Below are 13,029 nucleotides of genomic sequence, written 5' to 3'. Positions count from 1 at the left end.
CGGCGTGGAGAGGAAACCCAGGTTTACCATCACAGCTGGAAACCCTTTGAAAGAGCTGTACTAACGTCTTGTGTTCAGTCAACAAATATGCACAAAGACGACTGAGGTGGTCTAAGCAAGGTGGACAGAAGAAGGACGTATCTTTCTTCTGTTATGGCAGCAAAACCCAGCGGGGCGTCGCCCGACAAACGGCGTAAATACGACGAGGCGTTTAAGGCCGAGGCGCTGCGTCTGGCCAGCGAAAGCCGCAGCACGCAGGCGGCGGCGCGGCAGCTGGGCATCAGTCCCAAACTGCTCTACCGCTGGCAGCAGGCGCAGCTCGTGGCCGAAGTGGGCAGTGAGGAAGTGGCCCGTGACCCGGAGGTCCGCGCCCTGCGCGCCCGGCTGAAGCGGGCGGAGCAGGAGCTCGACATTTTAAAAAAAGCCTTGGTCATCTTCGGCCAGCCGACCCGGTGAGCACCTACGAGCACATCGCCCAGCGTGCCGCCCACGTGCCCGTGCGCCAGCTCTGCCAGGTGCTGCACGTGGCCCCGGCCGCCTATTACGCCTGGCAGCGCCGCCGGCAGCAGCCAGTGGTCGAGCCGGCCTGGCAAGTGGCCGTGCGTGAAGCGTTTGCCTACCACAGCCAGCGCTACGGCACGCGTCGGCTGCGCGCCGAAGTGCAGGCCCAGGGCCATGCCGTCGGCCGCTGGCGCATCCGCCGCGTGCTCCACGCCCACGGCCTGCGGGCCCAGCAGCCGCGCTCGTTCGTGCCGCGCACCACCGACTCGGACCCGGCCGTGCGGGCCGCACCCAACCGCTTGCTCGGCCAGCCAGCCCCACGGCCCCGAATCGGGTCTGGGTGGGCGACATCACGTATTTGCCCCGCCAGGGCGGGGGCTGGCTCTACCTGGCCGTGTGGCTCGACCGCTGCTCGCGCAAAATCGTCGGCTGGGACGTGCGCGACACCATGCCCGAAGACCTGGTCAGCGAAGCCCTGCGCCGGGCCCTGGTGGTGCGCCGCCCCCCGGCCGGGCTTATCGTGCACTCGGACCAGGGCAGCCAGTACACAGCCACCCGCTTCAAAAGCCTGGTCGCCAAACACGGCGCCCAGCAAAGCATGAGCCGGCGGGGCAACTGCTACGATAACGCCCACGCCGAATCGTTTTGGAGCCGCTTCAAGGCCGAACTGCTCGACGGCGGCAGCTTCCCCGGTCTGGCCGAAGCCAAGCTCGAAATCAGCCACCACATCGCCTATTACAATGCCGAACGACGACATTCCGCCCTCGGCTACCTCTCGCCCAACCACTTCGAAACCTATCTTCAAACAACGTCCCAATTGTGTCCGGCTTAGCTAGACCACCTCAAGACCACGTGTATTGTATTCTGCATACTTGTTCAGGCGTAGTCCAAAAGTCCCATAATACCTTCGTTCGTAAGTAAAGGCATCGAACCAGTCATGGAACTCTATTTCCACGGACGTAAGCGTCGCGGGCACCTGTAACTCTGGATTGCGCTCACTTTCTCGACGCCGTTGCTCTCGCCCGAACGCTGCGAGATTGGCACTGAACACCGCTGCCTTCTCTTGAATAGCCTCCTCGGTTATGACTTGAGGTAAACTCTCTTCATCTCGCGCTTTTCCACGAGGTCGCTTCTTAATCTTTGATGCACGCTCGTGCTCATTCACAAGTAATAGGTGGGGTAACTTTCTCGTCATAGCGTTATCGAGATCATAAGTGATTTACGCGAACCAATTTACCAGTATTCGTCAGTAATGTATTTACTGAGGTGTTTTCTTCTACTCAGAATCACGAAATAATACAGAAACCCGCACGGAGTAGATGGAATGAAGTCCTCAATTCGGCATCACATCTACTCCGTACTCTTTGTCACAGTAGGGTTTCGAAAGCCTGTTCCAGCGCTTCAGAATCGAATGATCCGAGGTATATCGCAGTCACCGCTTCAGACTTGTGTCCCATCGCCTCACTGATAATACCTGTAGCTACCTCACTCTTTTTCAGACTAGTCGCGAATGAATGACGCGCAACATAAGTCGTTAACACAGTGTCGATGCCTACCTGTTGAGCAATGACTTTCAGGTCTTTGTTCACCTGACCAAGTACTTTATGCAACCTATTCTTGATCTGTATAGGGGTCGTATGCGTGTCGTGTCTTAAGATTGGAAAGACATAACTCATCAATGCATTGTCAGGGGACAACCGGTAGCACCTCACGATTTCTACAGCCGGAGGAAGTAATTTCAGGAAGAACTTACCTCCAGTCTTCTGTCGCTCGTATCGCAGTCGTAAGATCCGCCAATCCGCATCTTCAGCACTCAGATTCGACCAGCGAAGTTGTGCTAGGTCGACGAAATTGATACCTCCACAGTAAAACGAAAATAAAAACACGTCTTTTGCGAGTTTCAGTCGCTCGGTCAGAGGCTTGTACTGTTCCAGTAGACGCACGGCATCACGGCTGACAGCTCGCTTCTGTGTTGTGACATCGAACTTGCCAATGCTGAATTTGTGTTTTTCTGCAGCATTCCGTGCGAATGGATAGTGCTCAAGCTTTGCGTCACCATTGGCAACTGCTTTGTTTAACACAGCGCGGAGGGTACGGAAACGAAACGACAGCGTGATTTCCTTGATGCCTGAAGTGCGGAGGACAGTTTCCCATCGATTACAGAACAGTACGTTTACCCGATCAAAGGGCATGTCATCTGCATGGTACTCGCTGCTAATGAATTTTGAGAGTTGATTACGCAAGTCACGGTACACACTAGCATTTCCGATCTGGCCAGTTGTCATGAGCTCGTCGACTAATTCCTGTATAAAACCCAGAATCTTGACTCGACGGAGTTGTTTACGCTCTTCCGCAGCTCTGCTGAGCACATCATCAGCCTCATGGTGCTCGTCCGCATCCGATAAGGCCTCAGCTGCTCCAACATACTTCTGCAACCATTTGTCGAGTTTCTGCAGTAAATCAGTCCGTTGCGGCTCAGGATAGCTACGTCTTATCTCCTGTTTTTCGGCGTTCCAGTACCGTGGATGCAGTGACAATCCCGTAGATCGATAAATCTGTTTCCGGTTCTTGGTGACTCGGATGTAGAAAGGGTGTGAACCGTCAGCGAGTGTTTTTCCGGTCTTGTAGAACACTTTGACAGTGGCCCGTCCTTCTTTGTGGTCAGTTGACTTACTCATGGTTTTGACCGCTGTTGCCGGGGCATACAACGGGGCATACAAGTGATGCCAACCAGGATGAAAAACAGTGTGTCGTAGTCTCCAGAAGCGTGTTTCTCGTGTACGGAGCCCTTCTTCGGGGGACTTCCACGGGTAGAGCATCAGCTTCCCAAGCTGAGGGTCACGAGTTCGAGCCTCGTTTCCCGCTCGTTGTAAATCAGCCACTTGCCTTTCCAGGCAAGTGGATTTTTTGTTGGCAGTGCCCACCGTGATGCATACAACGCAGCGAGCCTGCTACCTCTACTGGCACGAAATACGAAAGTTGGGCTAACAAAACGTTCACATACTTCGACGGGGTAGGCGCCTTGTCCGTACACACTTCCCCGCGCTTACCTACCCTTCTGACCTGCCCACTTTACCCCCTCGTGCTTTGATACGCTCCTTTCTTCATCGGGCGGCGCTGAGCTTTGCGCTTGGTGCTGCTTCTCTGGCTCCCGTTACGGCCCAGGTTGCCCCGGCCCCTACCCCAGCCGCTCCCACGGATACCACCCACAAGTTCGAAAACCCGGCTGGGGTGCCGGCCCCGGTGAAGCAGCCCTGGTACAAGGGCAAGCTGGTGAAGGCGGTGGCCGTGCCGGCCGTACTCATCGGCTACGGGGCCTACACCTTCAACGGAGGCGGTTTCTACACCAACCAGGATGCCAACCGCGACATTCACAAGCTGTTCCCTACGTTCCGCACCAAGGCCGATGACATCCTGATTTTCGCGCCGTACGCCGAGCTGGGGTTGGTGGCCCTGGCGGGGGTAGAGTCGAAAAACGACCGGATTAACGTGGGGCTGGTGGTGCTGAAAAGTGAGCTGATTATGCTCACGACGGTATTCGCGGTGAAAAACCTGACCCGCGAAACCCGCCCCGATGGCTCGGATAACCTTTCGTTTCCCTCGGGCCACACGGCGCAGGCGTTTCTGGCCGCCAGCATCGTACACAACGAATTCCGCGACAAAAGCCAGTGGTACGGCATTGGGGCCTACACCATTGCCACCAGCGTAGCGGCCCTGCGCATGATTAATAACAAGCACTGGCAGAGCGACGTGGTGGCCGGTGCGGGCTTCGGGATTCTGTCGGCCCACCTGGGCTACCTCACCCACCGCAACCGTTGGGGCCGCAAGCCCCGCCTACCCGAGGGCATGAGCTTCACGCCCACCTGGCAAAGCGGCTACGTCCCCGGCCAGGTCAGCGCCTTTGGGGGCGGGCCGGGTTTGCGCTTTACCTGGCGACCCAAGTAACACACTTCTATTTAGCAGTAAGGCGACTATAACCCAGCATTCAGCTCCCGCTGAAAAGCGTCCAGGAACAGGCCTACGTGGTAGCCGTCGGCCAGGCCGTGATGCACGTTGATGGCTACCGGCAGCAGCAGGGCCTCGCCTTGTTGGCGCGCCCTCCCCACTGAAATCTTCGGAATGCTGTCGGGGTGGGCGAAGGCCCGGGCGTGGGTGAGGCCGGTGAAGGAAACCCAGGGAATAGCCGAGAAGTGGATAACATCGGGGCGGGCAGTGGTGGGGGTCAGGCGCAGGCCGGTGCTCTGGCGCACGGCTTCCATTTCGGCGGCCAGCCCTACCCCGAACTCTGCCAGGGAAGCCGCGTAGGGCACAAAGGAAAACGCGAAGGTGTGGTCGGGGCGGGTGAGAGTTGCCGAGACGTGAATCTGGTCGTAGCAGTACACCTGCCCGTCCTCGATGCGGTAGCGCAGGGCCTCCACCTGGTTCACGGCCTGGAGGGCGCAGTGCAGGTAGAGCTGGAAAAACGACACGCCCAGGGCCTTGGCACGGGCGTAGGCCTGGCGGGCGTCCACTTCGGCTACCAGCCCGAAAAACGGCTCTTCGAAGGCGGAGAAGAAGGCAAAGTGCTCCTGCCGGTTCCAGGTGCTCAGGTCTATCAGCTGCTTCATAGGCCGGCAAGTTCGGTAACTTTGCCTTGCTGTTACCTGTCCCCTACCCCTGCTTTCTATGCCAACCCCGCGCCTGATTGCCTTCGACGCCGACGATACCCTGTGGCCCAACCAACCGTACTTCGACTCCGCCGAGGCCCAGCTCTATGAGCTGCTGACGCACTACGGCGAGCCGGCCGTTATCGGGAGCCGCTTTTATGAGGTGCAGCGCCAGAACATGCACCTGTTCGGCTACGGGGCCAAGTCGTTTATGCTCTCGATGATTGAAACCGTGATTCAGCTGACCGAGGGCAAAGTAACCGGCACGGAAATTCAGCACATTCTCGACCACGGCAAGTACCTGCTCAGCTTCCCGATTGAACTGCTGCCCGACGTGCCCGAGGTTCTGACAACGCTGAAACAGCAGAGCTTCCCGCTGATGCTGCTGACCAAAGGCGACCTGTTCGACCAGGAAAGCAAGCTGGCCCGCTCCGGCCTCGGCGACTTATTCGACTACGTGGAAATCGTGAGCGAGAAAAACGAAAATACTTACCAGCGCCTGCTCACGCGCTACCAGGTGCGCCCCCAGGAGTTTCTGATGGTGGGCAACTCCCTGAAGTCGGATGTGCTGCCAGTGGCCCGGCTGGGCGCCCACGCCGTGCACGTACCCTACCACACCACCTGGGTGATGGAGGAAGTGCCCGCCGAACAGCTGGCAGGCATCCCGTACCGGCAGGTAGCCTCCCTGGCCGAAATACCGGCTTTATTGACGGAGCTGGGGTAGGCGTCAGGGCAGGGCGCGGCGCAGCAGATACCGGGTTTCGGTGTACGTAGTGATGGAAGTGGTGCCCGAGTACGTGGGCCGGTTGGGGTCGTTGAAGGTCAGGCTGGTTTCAACGCTTTGCTTGGCGCTTACCGGCTGCGACAGGTTGTACACTTCCAGCAGCTCCCAGCCTTCAGCGGACAGCTCGTTGAGGACGTCCATCACCTTACTGTCCAGGGAGCCCGGCACTGCCTCACGCCACAGGCCTTTCTGAACACGCTCAGGCTCCAGCTTCGTGATGCCTCGCCAGGCCGGCGCCAGAATAGCCAGCTGCCCATCCGTAATTTTCAGCAGCTGGTACTGAAAGCGGGTACCGGCCGGAGTGCCCGGCGCCCGGGTTACGGTGGCCGTGGGCTGCATAGCCGTTTCGGGCAGTGCCGGGAAGGCCGGCACCGGCCGCGCAGCTTTCGGTGGGGCGGTAGCTTGCGCGTAGGCGGCGCTTTGCAGAAGTAAGAGTACGGCTAAGAGTACAGTATATTTCATAAAAAAGGCAGAGGGCGCCGCCTACGGTGGCGGCGCCCTCTGCCTTCTCCTATTATTATGCCAGAGCGTTAGTCGCGCTTGGTTTTGAGTACCTGCTTAAGCGCGGCCAGCTCGTCGCGAAGCTTAGCGGCCGTGAGGAAGTCGAGGTCCTTGGCGGCGGCTTCCATCTGCTTTTCGGTCTGCTTCACCAGCTTTTCCAGCTCCACCTTGCTCATCATCGACACCACCGGCTCGGCGGCAATAGCCAGGGCCACGTCGGCTTCGGGACTGGCGTAGTTCGGAGTTTCCGCAATGCGGTAGTCCGACAGCGAGGTTTGCTCCATAATAGCCTCTCGCGACTTGCGCACGGTTTTGGGCGTGATGCCGTTTTCCTCGTTGTACGCCATCTGCACGGCGCGGCGGCGGTTGGTTTCGTCGATGGCGCGCTGCATGGAGCCCGTGATGCGGTCGGCGTACATAATCACCTTGCCCCGGTCGTTACGGGCAGCGCGGCCCATGGTCTGGATAAGGCTGCGCTGGTCGCGTAGGAAGCCTTCCTTATCAGCATCCAGAATGGCGACCAGGCTTACTTCCGGTAAGTCGAGGCCCTCGCGGAGCAGGTTTACCCCAATCAGCACGTCGATTTCGCCGAGGCGCAGCTGGCGCAGAATCTCCACGCGGTCCAGGGTTTTCACATCGGAGTGCACGTAGCTCGATTTGATACCCAGGCGCTCCATGTACTTCTGCAACTCCTCGGCCATGCGCTTGGTGAGGGTTGTTACCAGCACCCGGTCGCCCATTTTCACGCGGTTGTCCACCTCATCCAGCAGGTCGTCAATCTGATTCACGCTGGGGCGCAGGTCGATTTCAGGGTCGAGCAGGCCCGTCGGGCGAATTACCTGCTCCACCACTACCCCGTTGGCCTGGGTCAACTCGTAGTCGGCAGGCGTGGCCGACACGAACACGGCCTGGCGCACCATCCCTTCAAACTCATTGAACGTCAGGGGGCGGTTGTCCATGGCCGAGGGCAGACGGAAGCCGTATTCCACCAGCGCCGTTTTGCGGCTACGGTCGCCGCCCCACATGGCCCGAATCTGGGGCATGGTGACGTGGCTTTCATCCACTACCAGCAGGAAGTCATCGGGGAAATAGTCGAGCAGGCAGAAGGGCCGGGAGCCGGGCTGGCGGCCGTCGAAGTAGCGCGAGTAGTTCTCGATGCCCGAGCAGTAGCCCAACTCCCGAATCATTTCCAGGTCGAACTCCGTGCGCTCCATGATGCGCTTGGCTTCGGCATCGCGCCCCTCCTTCTCGAAGTAGGCGTGCTGCTGCACCATGTCGAACTGGATTTCCTTGATGGCTTGGTTGAGCGTGTCCTTGCCGGTTACGAACAGGTTGGCTGGGTAAAGCGTCACCGACTTCTCGTCGCTGAGCTTTTTGCCGCTCACCGGATCAATCTTGTGGATGGCCTCAATTTCGTCCCCAAAGAAGAAAATACGGAACGCGTGGTCGGCGTAGGCCGGGAACAGGTCCACGGTGTCGCCCTTCACCCGGAAGGTACCACGGGTAAACTCCTGCTCCGTCCGCGAGTACAGAATCTGGACGAAGGAATAAAGCAGATTATTGCGCGAATAGCGCAGGCCCGGCGCCAGATAAATCACGTTTTTCCCGAACTCCTCGGGGTTACCGATACCATAAATACACGACACCGACGCAATTACCACCACGTCGCGGCGGCCCGAAAGCAGCGTGGAGGTGCAGTGCAGACGTAGCTTCTCAATTTCCTGGTTGATGGCCAGGTCTTTCTCGATGAAAACGTCGGTGGAGGCTATATAGGCCTCGGGCTGGTAGTAGTCGTAGTAGCTGATGTAGTACTCGACGGCATTGTTGGGGAAGAACTGCTTGAACTCGCCGTAGAGCTGGGCGGCCAGGGTTTTGTTGTGGCAGAGCACCAGCGTGGGCTTGCCGGTTTGGGCAATAACGTTGGCCATGGTGAACGTTTTGCCCGTACCCGTGGCCCCGAGCAGCACCTGCGCCGGTTCCCCGTTGTTGATGCCTTCCACCAATTGGCGGATGGCCTGGGGCTGGTCGCCGGTGGGTTTGAATTCCGAGGTCAGTTGGTATTCCATGCGGGGAAAGATAGGCCAGAAAGGGTAGCCTATGATAACTGAATTCACTAGAGGGAGGTTTCCCGGAAAAAGAAAAAACCCGTCCGGCTGGCGGACAGGTTTTCCCGGCGAATTGCGAAGCCGTTACTGCGGCGTACGCTTGTTTATGTGGTTGAGCTCGGCCCAACGAAGCGCCGCATTCTGCTGGAGCTCCGCCACCCACCGCTTTTCCTCACCTACGGGCACCCGCAGCATAAACGATTTGCTGCCGGGCAGCTCCCGTAGCTGCAGCTGCTGCACTGTAGTCAGCCAATCCTGCTGGTTGGGAGCCGTCATGTCCACGAGCCGGACGGTGAGCTGCACGGCATTGGTTTGGGCGTTGCGTGCTATCTGCACGGGCCAATCGGGGGCGTTGGCGTAGGATTTAGTAGCCAACTGCTGGCGCAGGTAGTCGAGGCTGTCGGCGGGCAAGGTAGAGCCATACCTGGCCGGAAACAGATAGGCTATGGACAGGCTGCGCGCGTTCACCAACGTGAATACTTGAGGTATCGTGGTGGCATCCTGGGTACCAACTGCTACTTGCCCTGGCACAAAATCCAGCGCCTCTTCCTTTTTGTCGCATCCTAGCAGCAAAAACGCACACAACAGGTAACAGTACCGCTTCATACTTCCAGTAGTAAGGTGGTTTATAGTAAACTGATCTGCTGATCAGGAATGCACGGCTCCTACCGCGGGTCGCGCCAGAGTACGAGGGGGTTAGTAGCGGCCGTGGCGAAGTCGGGGCAGCGGCCGTCGCCGGCGTTGCTGGGTCCCAGGGTGGCCGCGCACAGCACGTTGCCGCAGGCATCGAAGAGGTAGTTGAAGCTGCTACCCCCCGTTACAAGGTAAACCGTGCGGTTCTGATAGGTGTACTGGATTACCTCGGCCGCGGGTGTTTGCTTGGGTTTCTGCTTAAGCTCCTCAATGAGGGTAGCAGAAAAGTTGCCGGGGCAGGTAAGGCTGGAGGGCTCCTCCAGCGCATCGGAGCAGGAAGTAGCCCCGAGGCCCAGCAGGAAAAGCCACAACAGAAAGCGTAGGCGTAAGCGGCTCATGAAACAATTAAGGAGCTCCCGGACTCCGACTATTGAACAATGGGTTGAGGCTTGGCTGCGCCAAACTCCACGCTGGCTTCCAGCCCGAAGCTGTACGGCCGGTTCTGGCGCGAGCCGCGCTGGTTGGGGTTGGCATTGAGCGTCGTCAGGCCGGCTTCGGCGGTGGGACCTACCACCACGTTCCAGCCCGAGGCCGTGGGCTGATAGCGCACACCCGTACCGCCGCGCACCGAGGTCAGCACCTGCCGGTACGGCGACTCGGCCGACTTCAGGGTGTAGTTGAGGGTAGCCTCCGGGGTGCCTTCCACATCGGAGCGGCTGCTTAGCAGCACGCTTACCGCCGCGCCTACCTTGGCGTACAGAGAAAGGCCCTGTTTGGTAGAGCCGTAGCGCACACTCACGGGCACGGCGGCGGAGCGGTAGCGGTAGTTGGTTACGCGCGGCTGGGCGGGAGCCGCACTGTAGGCCGCCGGGCGGTTGAACAGGTCAGCGGCCGTGGGGCCAATCTGCTTGCCATTCACAAACCCGTAGGAGGTAGCGGAGCTGGCGCGCTGCTCAGCCACTTCGGCACCCGAAGTAACGGTCCAGTGGTTGTTCAGGGCATAGGAAACCATCAGGGCCGCCCGCTGGCTGACGCCGGCCCGCAGGTTGCGGCGGTACTCTTCCTCGGCTTCATCCTGGTAGTAGCTGCGCAGGGCATTGGTAACGGTGCTGGAGCTCATGCGGCCATCGGCGCGCGAGAAGTTGATGTTGGGATTGTAAGAGCCCACGGCGTAGCCGCCGCCCAGGCGCAGGCGCCGCCACAGCTTCGGGGGTTCTTTCTGCTCGGGCTCTGCCACATCGGCCAGCTCAGCCGGGATGGTAACGGGCTGCGGTACGGTAACAAGCGCGGGCTTGAGGCTGTCGGGGTGCAGTAGGCCCAGGTAGTTGCGCAGCTGGGCAGCCCGGGGCTGCATGCCGGCAAAGCTGGCCAGGAAGGAAGAGCCGCCCTCAAGCGCCCGGCGTTCAGCTCCGGCCCCTACCGCCCGGTACAGGGTAGCGTAATGGTCGGCCCCGGAGTTTGACGGGGCAGCAGAATAGAACAGGCCCGATGCGGCCCGCTCACCGGCTACCTGGCCGCTACGGTTGTAAGTGCTACCCGGCGCCATTGCGGCGTAGCCCAGCTCAGCGGCAGTTGCCGATTCAGCGGCGCTGCCAGCCGCCAGGGCCAGACCGGCCGTTTCCTCTGCGGCCGCCGAAGCAACCGACATTTCAGCACCGGGCGTGGTGGTTCGGGGGTTCAGGCCGGCGCCGGGGGTAGCAGTTTGGTCAGTGGAATCAGTCGGCAGCAGTACGGCCAGATCGGGGCCCGCCACGGAGCCCTTCTGCCACAGGAAAGCCCAGCCGCCACAGCCCAGGGCCAGCAGCAGGCAGGCGGCGGCCACCCAGCGGTGCACCAGCAGGCGGCGGCGGTAGGTCACGTTTTCCTGCACCACCTGCTCGTTCTGCTGCACTACCAGCTCGTGGTCGAGCTGGTCCCAGAAGCTGGCGCGCGGAGCTACTTCCGCTTCGGCAAACTTTTGCCGGAACAGATGCTCCAGGTTGCCGGAGGGGCGCTGGTCGGGAGTATCAGAGGTATTAGGAGCGGATGCTGCCATGGGTACGGTGGGCGTCGAGACGCTCGAGTTTACTTTTCAAAATGGCCCGGGCCCGGGAATACTGCGACTTGCTGGTTCCTTCCGAAATACCCAGCATCTCGCCGATTTCCTTGTGCCCGTAACCTTCAATGGCGAACAGGTTGAACACCATGCGGTAGCGCGGAGCCAGGTCCTGAATCATATTCAGCAGCTCCTCGAAATTGTAATTGGAAAGCGTGAACTCCTCCCCGGCCAGGTCCTCGGGGTACTCGCCTCCGTCGCTGACTGCCACCAGCGGGGCGTTGCGGCGGTGCTGCCGGAGGGCGGCATTCACCATGATACGGCGAATCCAAAATTCCAGCGGACACTCGCGGCGGAAGCTGGCCAGGTTCTTAAACACAGTCAGAAAGCCTTCCTGCAATACGTCTTCGGCCTCGAAGGTGGTTTGGGCGTAGCGCAGGCAAACGGCCATCATGCGGCCGGCAAATCGTTCGTAGAGATACTTCTGCATCAGGCGGCTACCGGCCAGGCAACCGTCAATCAGCTCCAGATCGGAGAGCTGGGAAGGCGGGGTAAGGGTGCGCACGGGAGCGGATAACGACGAAGACAGGGATTCCGGGCGGGCCGCAGGGGCACTGCCCGGTAACAGGCTGCGTAGCCCGCTCCCTCCCAAGGCGGCCGACAGGGCGCTCATCGGGCGCTCCGGCCCTGACGGGGTCCGGCTTTAAGAGGCTCACCAGCGGCCGGCGCCTTCCACAGGGGCCCGGTTCCGCGCAAGTAAGAATGCTGCATACGCTGCAATGACAGACAGATAAAGATAAGGATGCCTTCTGACTGGAAAGGAAGGTTGTGCAGGGTAGATGCTACCAGCGCCCGGGAAGGTTGCATGCCGGGGCCGCCTTTTTTCGGGGAGCTTGCGCTGAGCCTCTGTTCCCTGAAAATCAGGCTTCTAAAAACACAGACCAGCACAACCTATTTCGGCCTTGCTATGTACATACATGCGTTGTCCTGCCCCCACTAACCTCGGCTGTTCAGGCTTGGGAGCCGTAGAGGGGGTAGGCAGCCCGGCTGACGCACTGGGCTGTTTCCTTTTTCTGATTTTCCTCATCATTCAACTCAACTTCCTGCTTATGAAAACTCTTGTGCTGTTTTACTCCACCTATGGTCATGTGTACAAGCTGGCGGAAGCCGTGGCCGAAGGCGCCCGGCGCGTGGCTGGCAACGAGGTAGCCCTCAAGCGCGTGCCCGAAACCCTGCCCGCTGCCTTGCTTGACCAGATTGGGGCTACGCAGGCACAGAAGGCGTTTGAGCATGTTCCGGTGGCTACCCCCCAGGAGCTGGAGCAGTACGATGCCATCATCATCGGGACGCCCACGCGCTACGGCAACGTGTGCGGACAGGTGCAGGCCTTCCTGGATGCTACCGGCGGCCTTTGGGCCCAGGGCAAGCTGATCGGCAAAGTAGGGGGCGCTTTTGTGAGCACCGCCACCCAGCACGGCGGCCAGGAAACCACCATCCGGGCCCTGCACACCGAGCTGCTGCACCACGGCATGGTGATAGTAGGCCTGCCCTACGCCTGGCAGGGCCAGATGGGCCACGAAGAAGTTACGGGCGGCACGCCCTACGGCGCCAGCACCGTGGCCGGGGGCCAGGGCGAGCGTCAGCCCAGCGCCAACGAGCTGGAAGGCGCCCGCCACCAAGGCGAACATACCGCCCAGATTGCCAGCAAGCTAGCCAAATAAGCCTGCAGCGGGCATAACATGAGAAGGGGCAAGGTCACGGCTGACCTTGCCCCTTCTCATGTTTTGGCTACGGCCTACTGTGTAAAGCAGAAGCTGATTTACC

General features: G+C 59.9%; 14 protein-coding genes and 1 pseudogene. 6 read left to right on the top strand and 9 right to left on the bottom strand.

The genetic code is table 11. The features are described 5' to 3' along the window. Window positions 1-153 precede the first annotated feature (153 nt). The 3 genes and pseudogenes from FGZ14_RS18310 to FGZ14_RS22130 all read left to right on the top strand — a co-directional run bounded on the left by FGZ14_RS18310 (window position 154) and on the right by FGZ14_RS22130 (window position 1,333). Window positions 154-456: a transposase gene (locus FGZ14_RS18310; RefSeq protein WP_139924510.1), complete on the top strand. Its 303-nt coding sequence runs from the start codon at window positions 154-156 to the stop codon at window positions 454-456. Then, a pseudogene (locus FGZ14_RS22365) lies at window positions 453-734 on the top strand (IS3 family transposase); the annotation flags it as partial. The gene FGZ14_RS18310 and the pseudogene FGZ14_RS22365, both read left to right, overlap by 4 nt. After that, window positions 689-1,333 carry an IS3 family transposase gene (locus FGZ14_RS22130; protein WP_139925623.1) on the top strand — a complete coding sequence of 215 codons (645 nt, stop codon included), beginning with the start codon at window positions 689-691 and terminating at the stop codon, window positions 1,331-1,333. The pseudogene FGZ14_RS22365 and the gene FGZ14_RS22130, both read left to right, overlap by 46 nt. Here FGZ14_RS22130 and FGZ14_RS18295 read toward each other — a convergent pair whose 3' ends face one another. Together FGZ14_RS18295 and FGZ14_RS18290 are read right to left on the bottom strand one after the other, a co-directional pair. After that, window positions 1,334-1,666: a hypothetical protein gene (locus FGZ14_RS18295; RefSeq protein WP_139925622.1), complete on the bottom strand. Its 333-nt coding sequence runs from the start codon at window positions 1,664-1,666 to the stop codon at window positions 1,334-1,336. 202 nt (window positions 1,667-1,868) lie between these two features. After that, window positions 1,869-3,383 carry a site-specific integrase gene (locus FGZ14_RS18290; protein ID WP_257883275.1) on the bottom strand — a complete coding sequence of 505 codons (1,515 nt, stop codon included), beginning with the start codon at window positions 3,381-3,383 and terminating at the stop codon, window positions 1,869-1,871. A 205-nt stretch (window positions 3,384-3,588) separates the two neighbouring features. Between FGZ14_RS18290 and FGZ14_RS18280 the strand changes: the two genes are divergently transcribed. Next, window positions 3,589-4,446 (top strand): phosphatase PAP2 family protein, encoded by an 858-nt coding sequence (locus FGZ14_RS18280; protein ID WP_139925620.1) that lies wholly within the window; start codon window positions 3,589-3,591, stop codon window positions 4,444-4,446. Between the two features lie 26 nt (window positions 4,447-4,472). Here FGZ14_RS18280 and FGZ14_RS18275 read toward each other — a convergent pair whose 3' ends face one another. Further along, complete coding sequence (locus FGZ14_RS18275) at window positions 4,473-5,108, bottom strand: chloramphenicol acetyltransferase (RefSeq protein ID WP_139925619.1); 636 nt, start codon at window positions 5,106-5,108, stop codon at window positions 4,473-4,475. A gap of 58 nt (window positions 5,109-5,166) precedes the next feature. Between FGZ14_RS18275 and FGZ14_RS18270 the strand changes: the two genes are divergently transcribed. Continuing rightward, window positions 5,167-5,871, top strand: coding sequence for an HAD family hydrolase (locus FGZ14_RS18270; protein ID WP_139925618.1), 705 nt, complete (start codon window positions 5,167-5,169; stop codon window positions 5,869-5,871). Window positions 5,872-5,874: 3 nt separating this feature from the next. Here the strand turns inward: FGZ14_RS18270 and FGZ14_RS18265 are convergent, their stop codons facing one another. The 6 genes from FGZ14_RS18265 to FGZ14_RS18240 form a co-directional block, all read right to left on the bottom strand. Next, window positions 5,875-6,393, bottom strand: a complete 519-nt coding sequence (locus tag FGZ14_RS18265) for a hypothetical protein (RefSeq protein ID WP_139925617.1) — start codon at window positions 6,391-6,393, stop codon at window positions 5,875-5,877. Between the two features lie 68 nt (window positions 6,394-6,461). Then, a complete protein-coding gene (gene uvrB / locus FGZ14_RS18260) occupies window positions 6,462-8,498 on the bottom strand; it encodes an excinuclease ABC subunit UvrB (RefSeq protein WP_139925616.1) in 2,037 nt (678 codons plus the stop codon). Window positions 8,499-8,621: 123 nt separating this feature from the next. Further along, window positions 8,622-9,143 (bottom strand): hypothetical protein, encoded by a 522-nt coding sequence (locus tag FGZ14_RS18255; RefSeq protein WP_139925615.1) that lies wholly within the window; start codon window positions 9,141-9,143, stop codon window positions 8,622-8,624. A gap of 59 nt (window positions 9,144-9,202) precedes the next feature. Next, window positions 9,203-9,568: a hypothetical protein gene (locus FGZ14_RS18250; RefSeq protein ID WP_139925614.1), complete on the bottom strand. Its 366-nt coding sequence runs from the start codon at window positions 9,566-9,568 to the stop codon at window positions 9,203-9,205. 29 nt (window positions 9,569-9,597) lie between these two features. Continuing rightward, window positions 9,598-11,205 (bottom strand): hypothetical protein, encoded by a 1,608-nt coding sequence (locus FGZ14_RS18245; protein WP_139925613.1) that lies wholly within the window; start codon window positions 11,203-11,205, stop codon window positions 9,598-9,600. Further along, window positions 11,186-11,770 (bottom strand): sigma-70 family RNA polymerase sigma factor, encoded by a 585-nt coding sequence (locus tag FGZ14_RS18240; protein ID WP_308217160.1) that lies wholly within the window; start codon window positions 11,768-11,770, stop codon window positions 11,186-11,188. The genes FGZ14_RS18245 and FGZ14_RS18240 overlap by 20 nt, the downstream gene beginning before the upstream one ends. A 544-nt stretch (window positions 11,771-12,314) precedes the next feature. Between FGZ14_RS18240 and wrbA the strand changes: the two genes are divergently transcribed. Then, window positions 12,315-12,926, top strand: a complete 612-nt coding sequence (gene wrbA, locus FGZ14_RS18235) for an NAD(P)H:quinone oxidoreductase (RefSeq protein WP_139925611.1) — start codon at window positions 12,315-12,317, stop codon at window positions 12,924-12,926. The last annotated feature ends 103 nt before the right edge of the window (window positions 12,927-13,029 follow it).

Source organism: Hymenobacter sp. DG01, from assembly GCF_006352025.1.
Classification (GTDB): Bacteria; Bacteroidota; Bacteroidia; order Cytophagales; family Hymenobacteraceae; genus Hymenobacter.
This window is presented reverse-complemented; position numbering and strand designations above follow the sequence as displayed.

Excerpts from the sequence above, each read along its gene's own strand:
- FGZ14_RS18265 (WP_139925617.1), bottom strand. The coding sequence starts at position 6,393 with ATGAAATATACTGTACTCTTAGCCGTACTCTTACTTCTGCAAAGCGCC.
- uvrB (WP_139925616.1), bottom strand. The coding sequence starts at position 8,498 with ATGGAATACCAACTGACCTCGGAATTCAAACCCACCGGCGACCAGCCC.
- wrbA (WP_139925611.1), top strand. The coding sequence starts at position 12,315 with ATGAAAACTCTTGTGCTGTTTTACTCCACCTATGGTCATGTGTACAAG.
- FGZ14_RS18255 (WP_139925615.1), bottom strand. The coding sequence starts at position 9,143 with ATGAAGCGGTACTGTTACCTGTTGTGTGCGTTTTTGCTGCTAGGATGC.
- FGZ14_RS18275 (WP_139925619.1), bottom strand. The coding sequence starts at position 5,108 with ATGAAGCAGCTGATAGACCTGAGCACCTGGAACCGGCAGGAGCACTTT.
- FGZ14_RS18270 (WP_139925618.1), top strand. The coding sequence starts at position 5,167 with ATGCCAACCCCGCGCCTGATTGCCTTCGACGCCGACGATACCCTGTGG.
- FGZ14_RS18245 (WP_139925613.1), bottom strand. The coding sequence starts at position 11,205 with ATGGCAGCATCCGCTCCTAATACCTCTGATACTCCCGACCAGCGCCCC.
- FGZ14_RS18310 (WP_139924510.1), top strand. The coding sequence starts at position 154 with ATGGCAGCAAAACCCAGCGGGGCGTCGCCCGACAAACGGCGTAAATAC.
- FGZ14_RS18250 (WP_139925614.1), bottom strand. The coding sequence starts at position 9,568 with ATGAGCCGCTTACGCCTACGCTTTCTGTTGTGGCTTTTCCTGCTGGGC.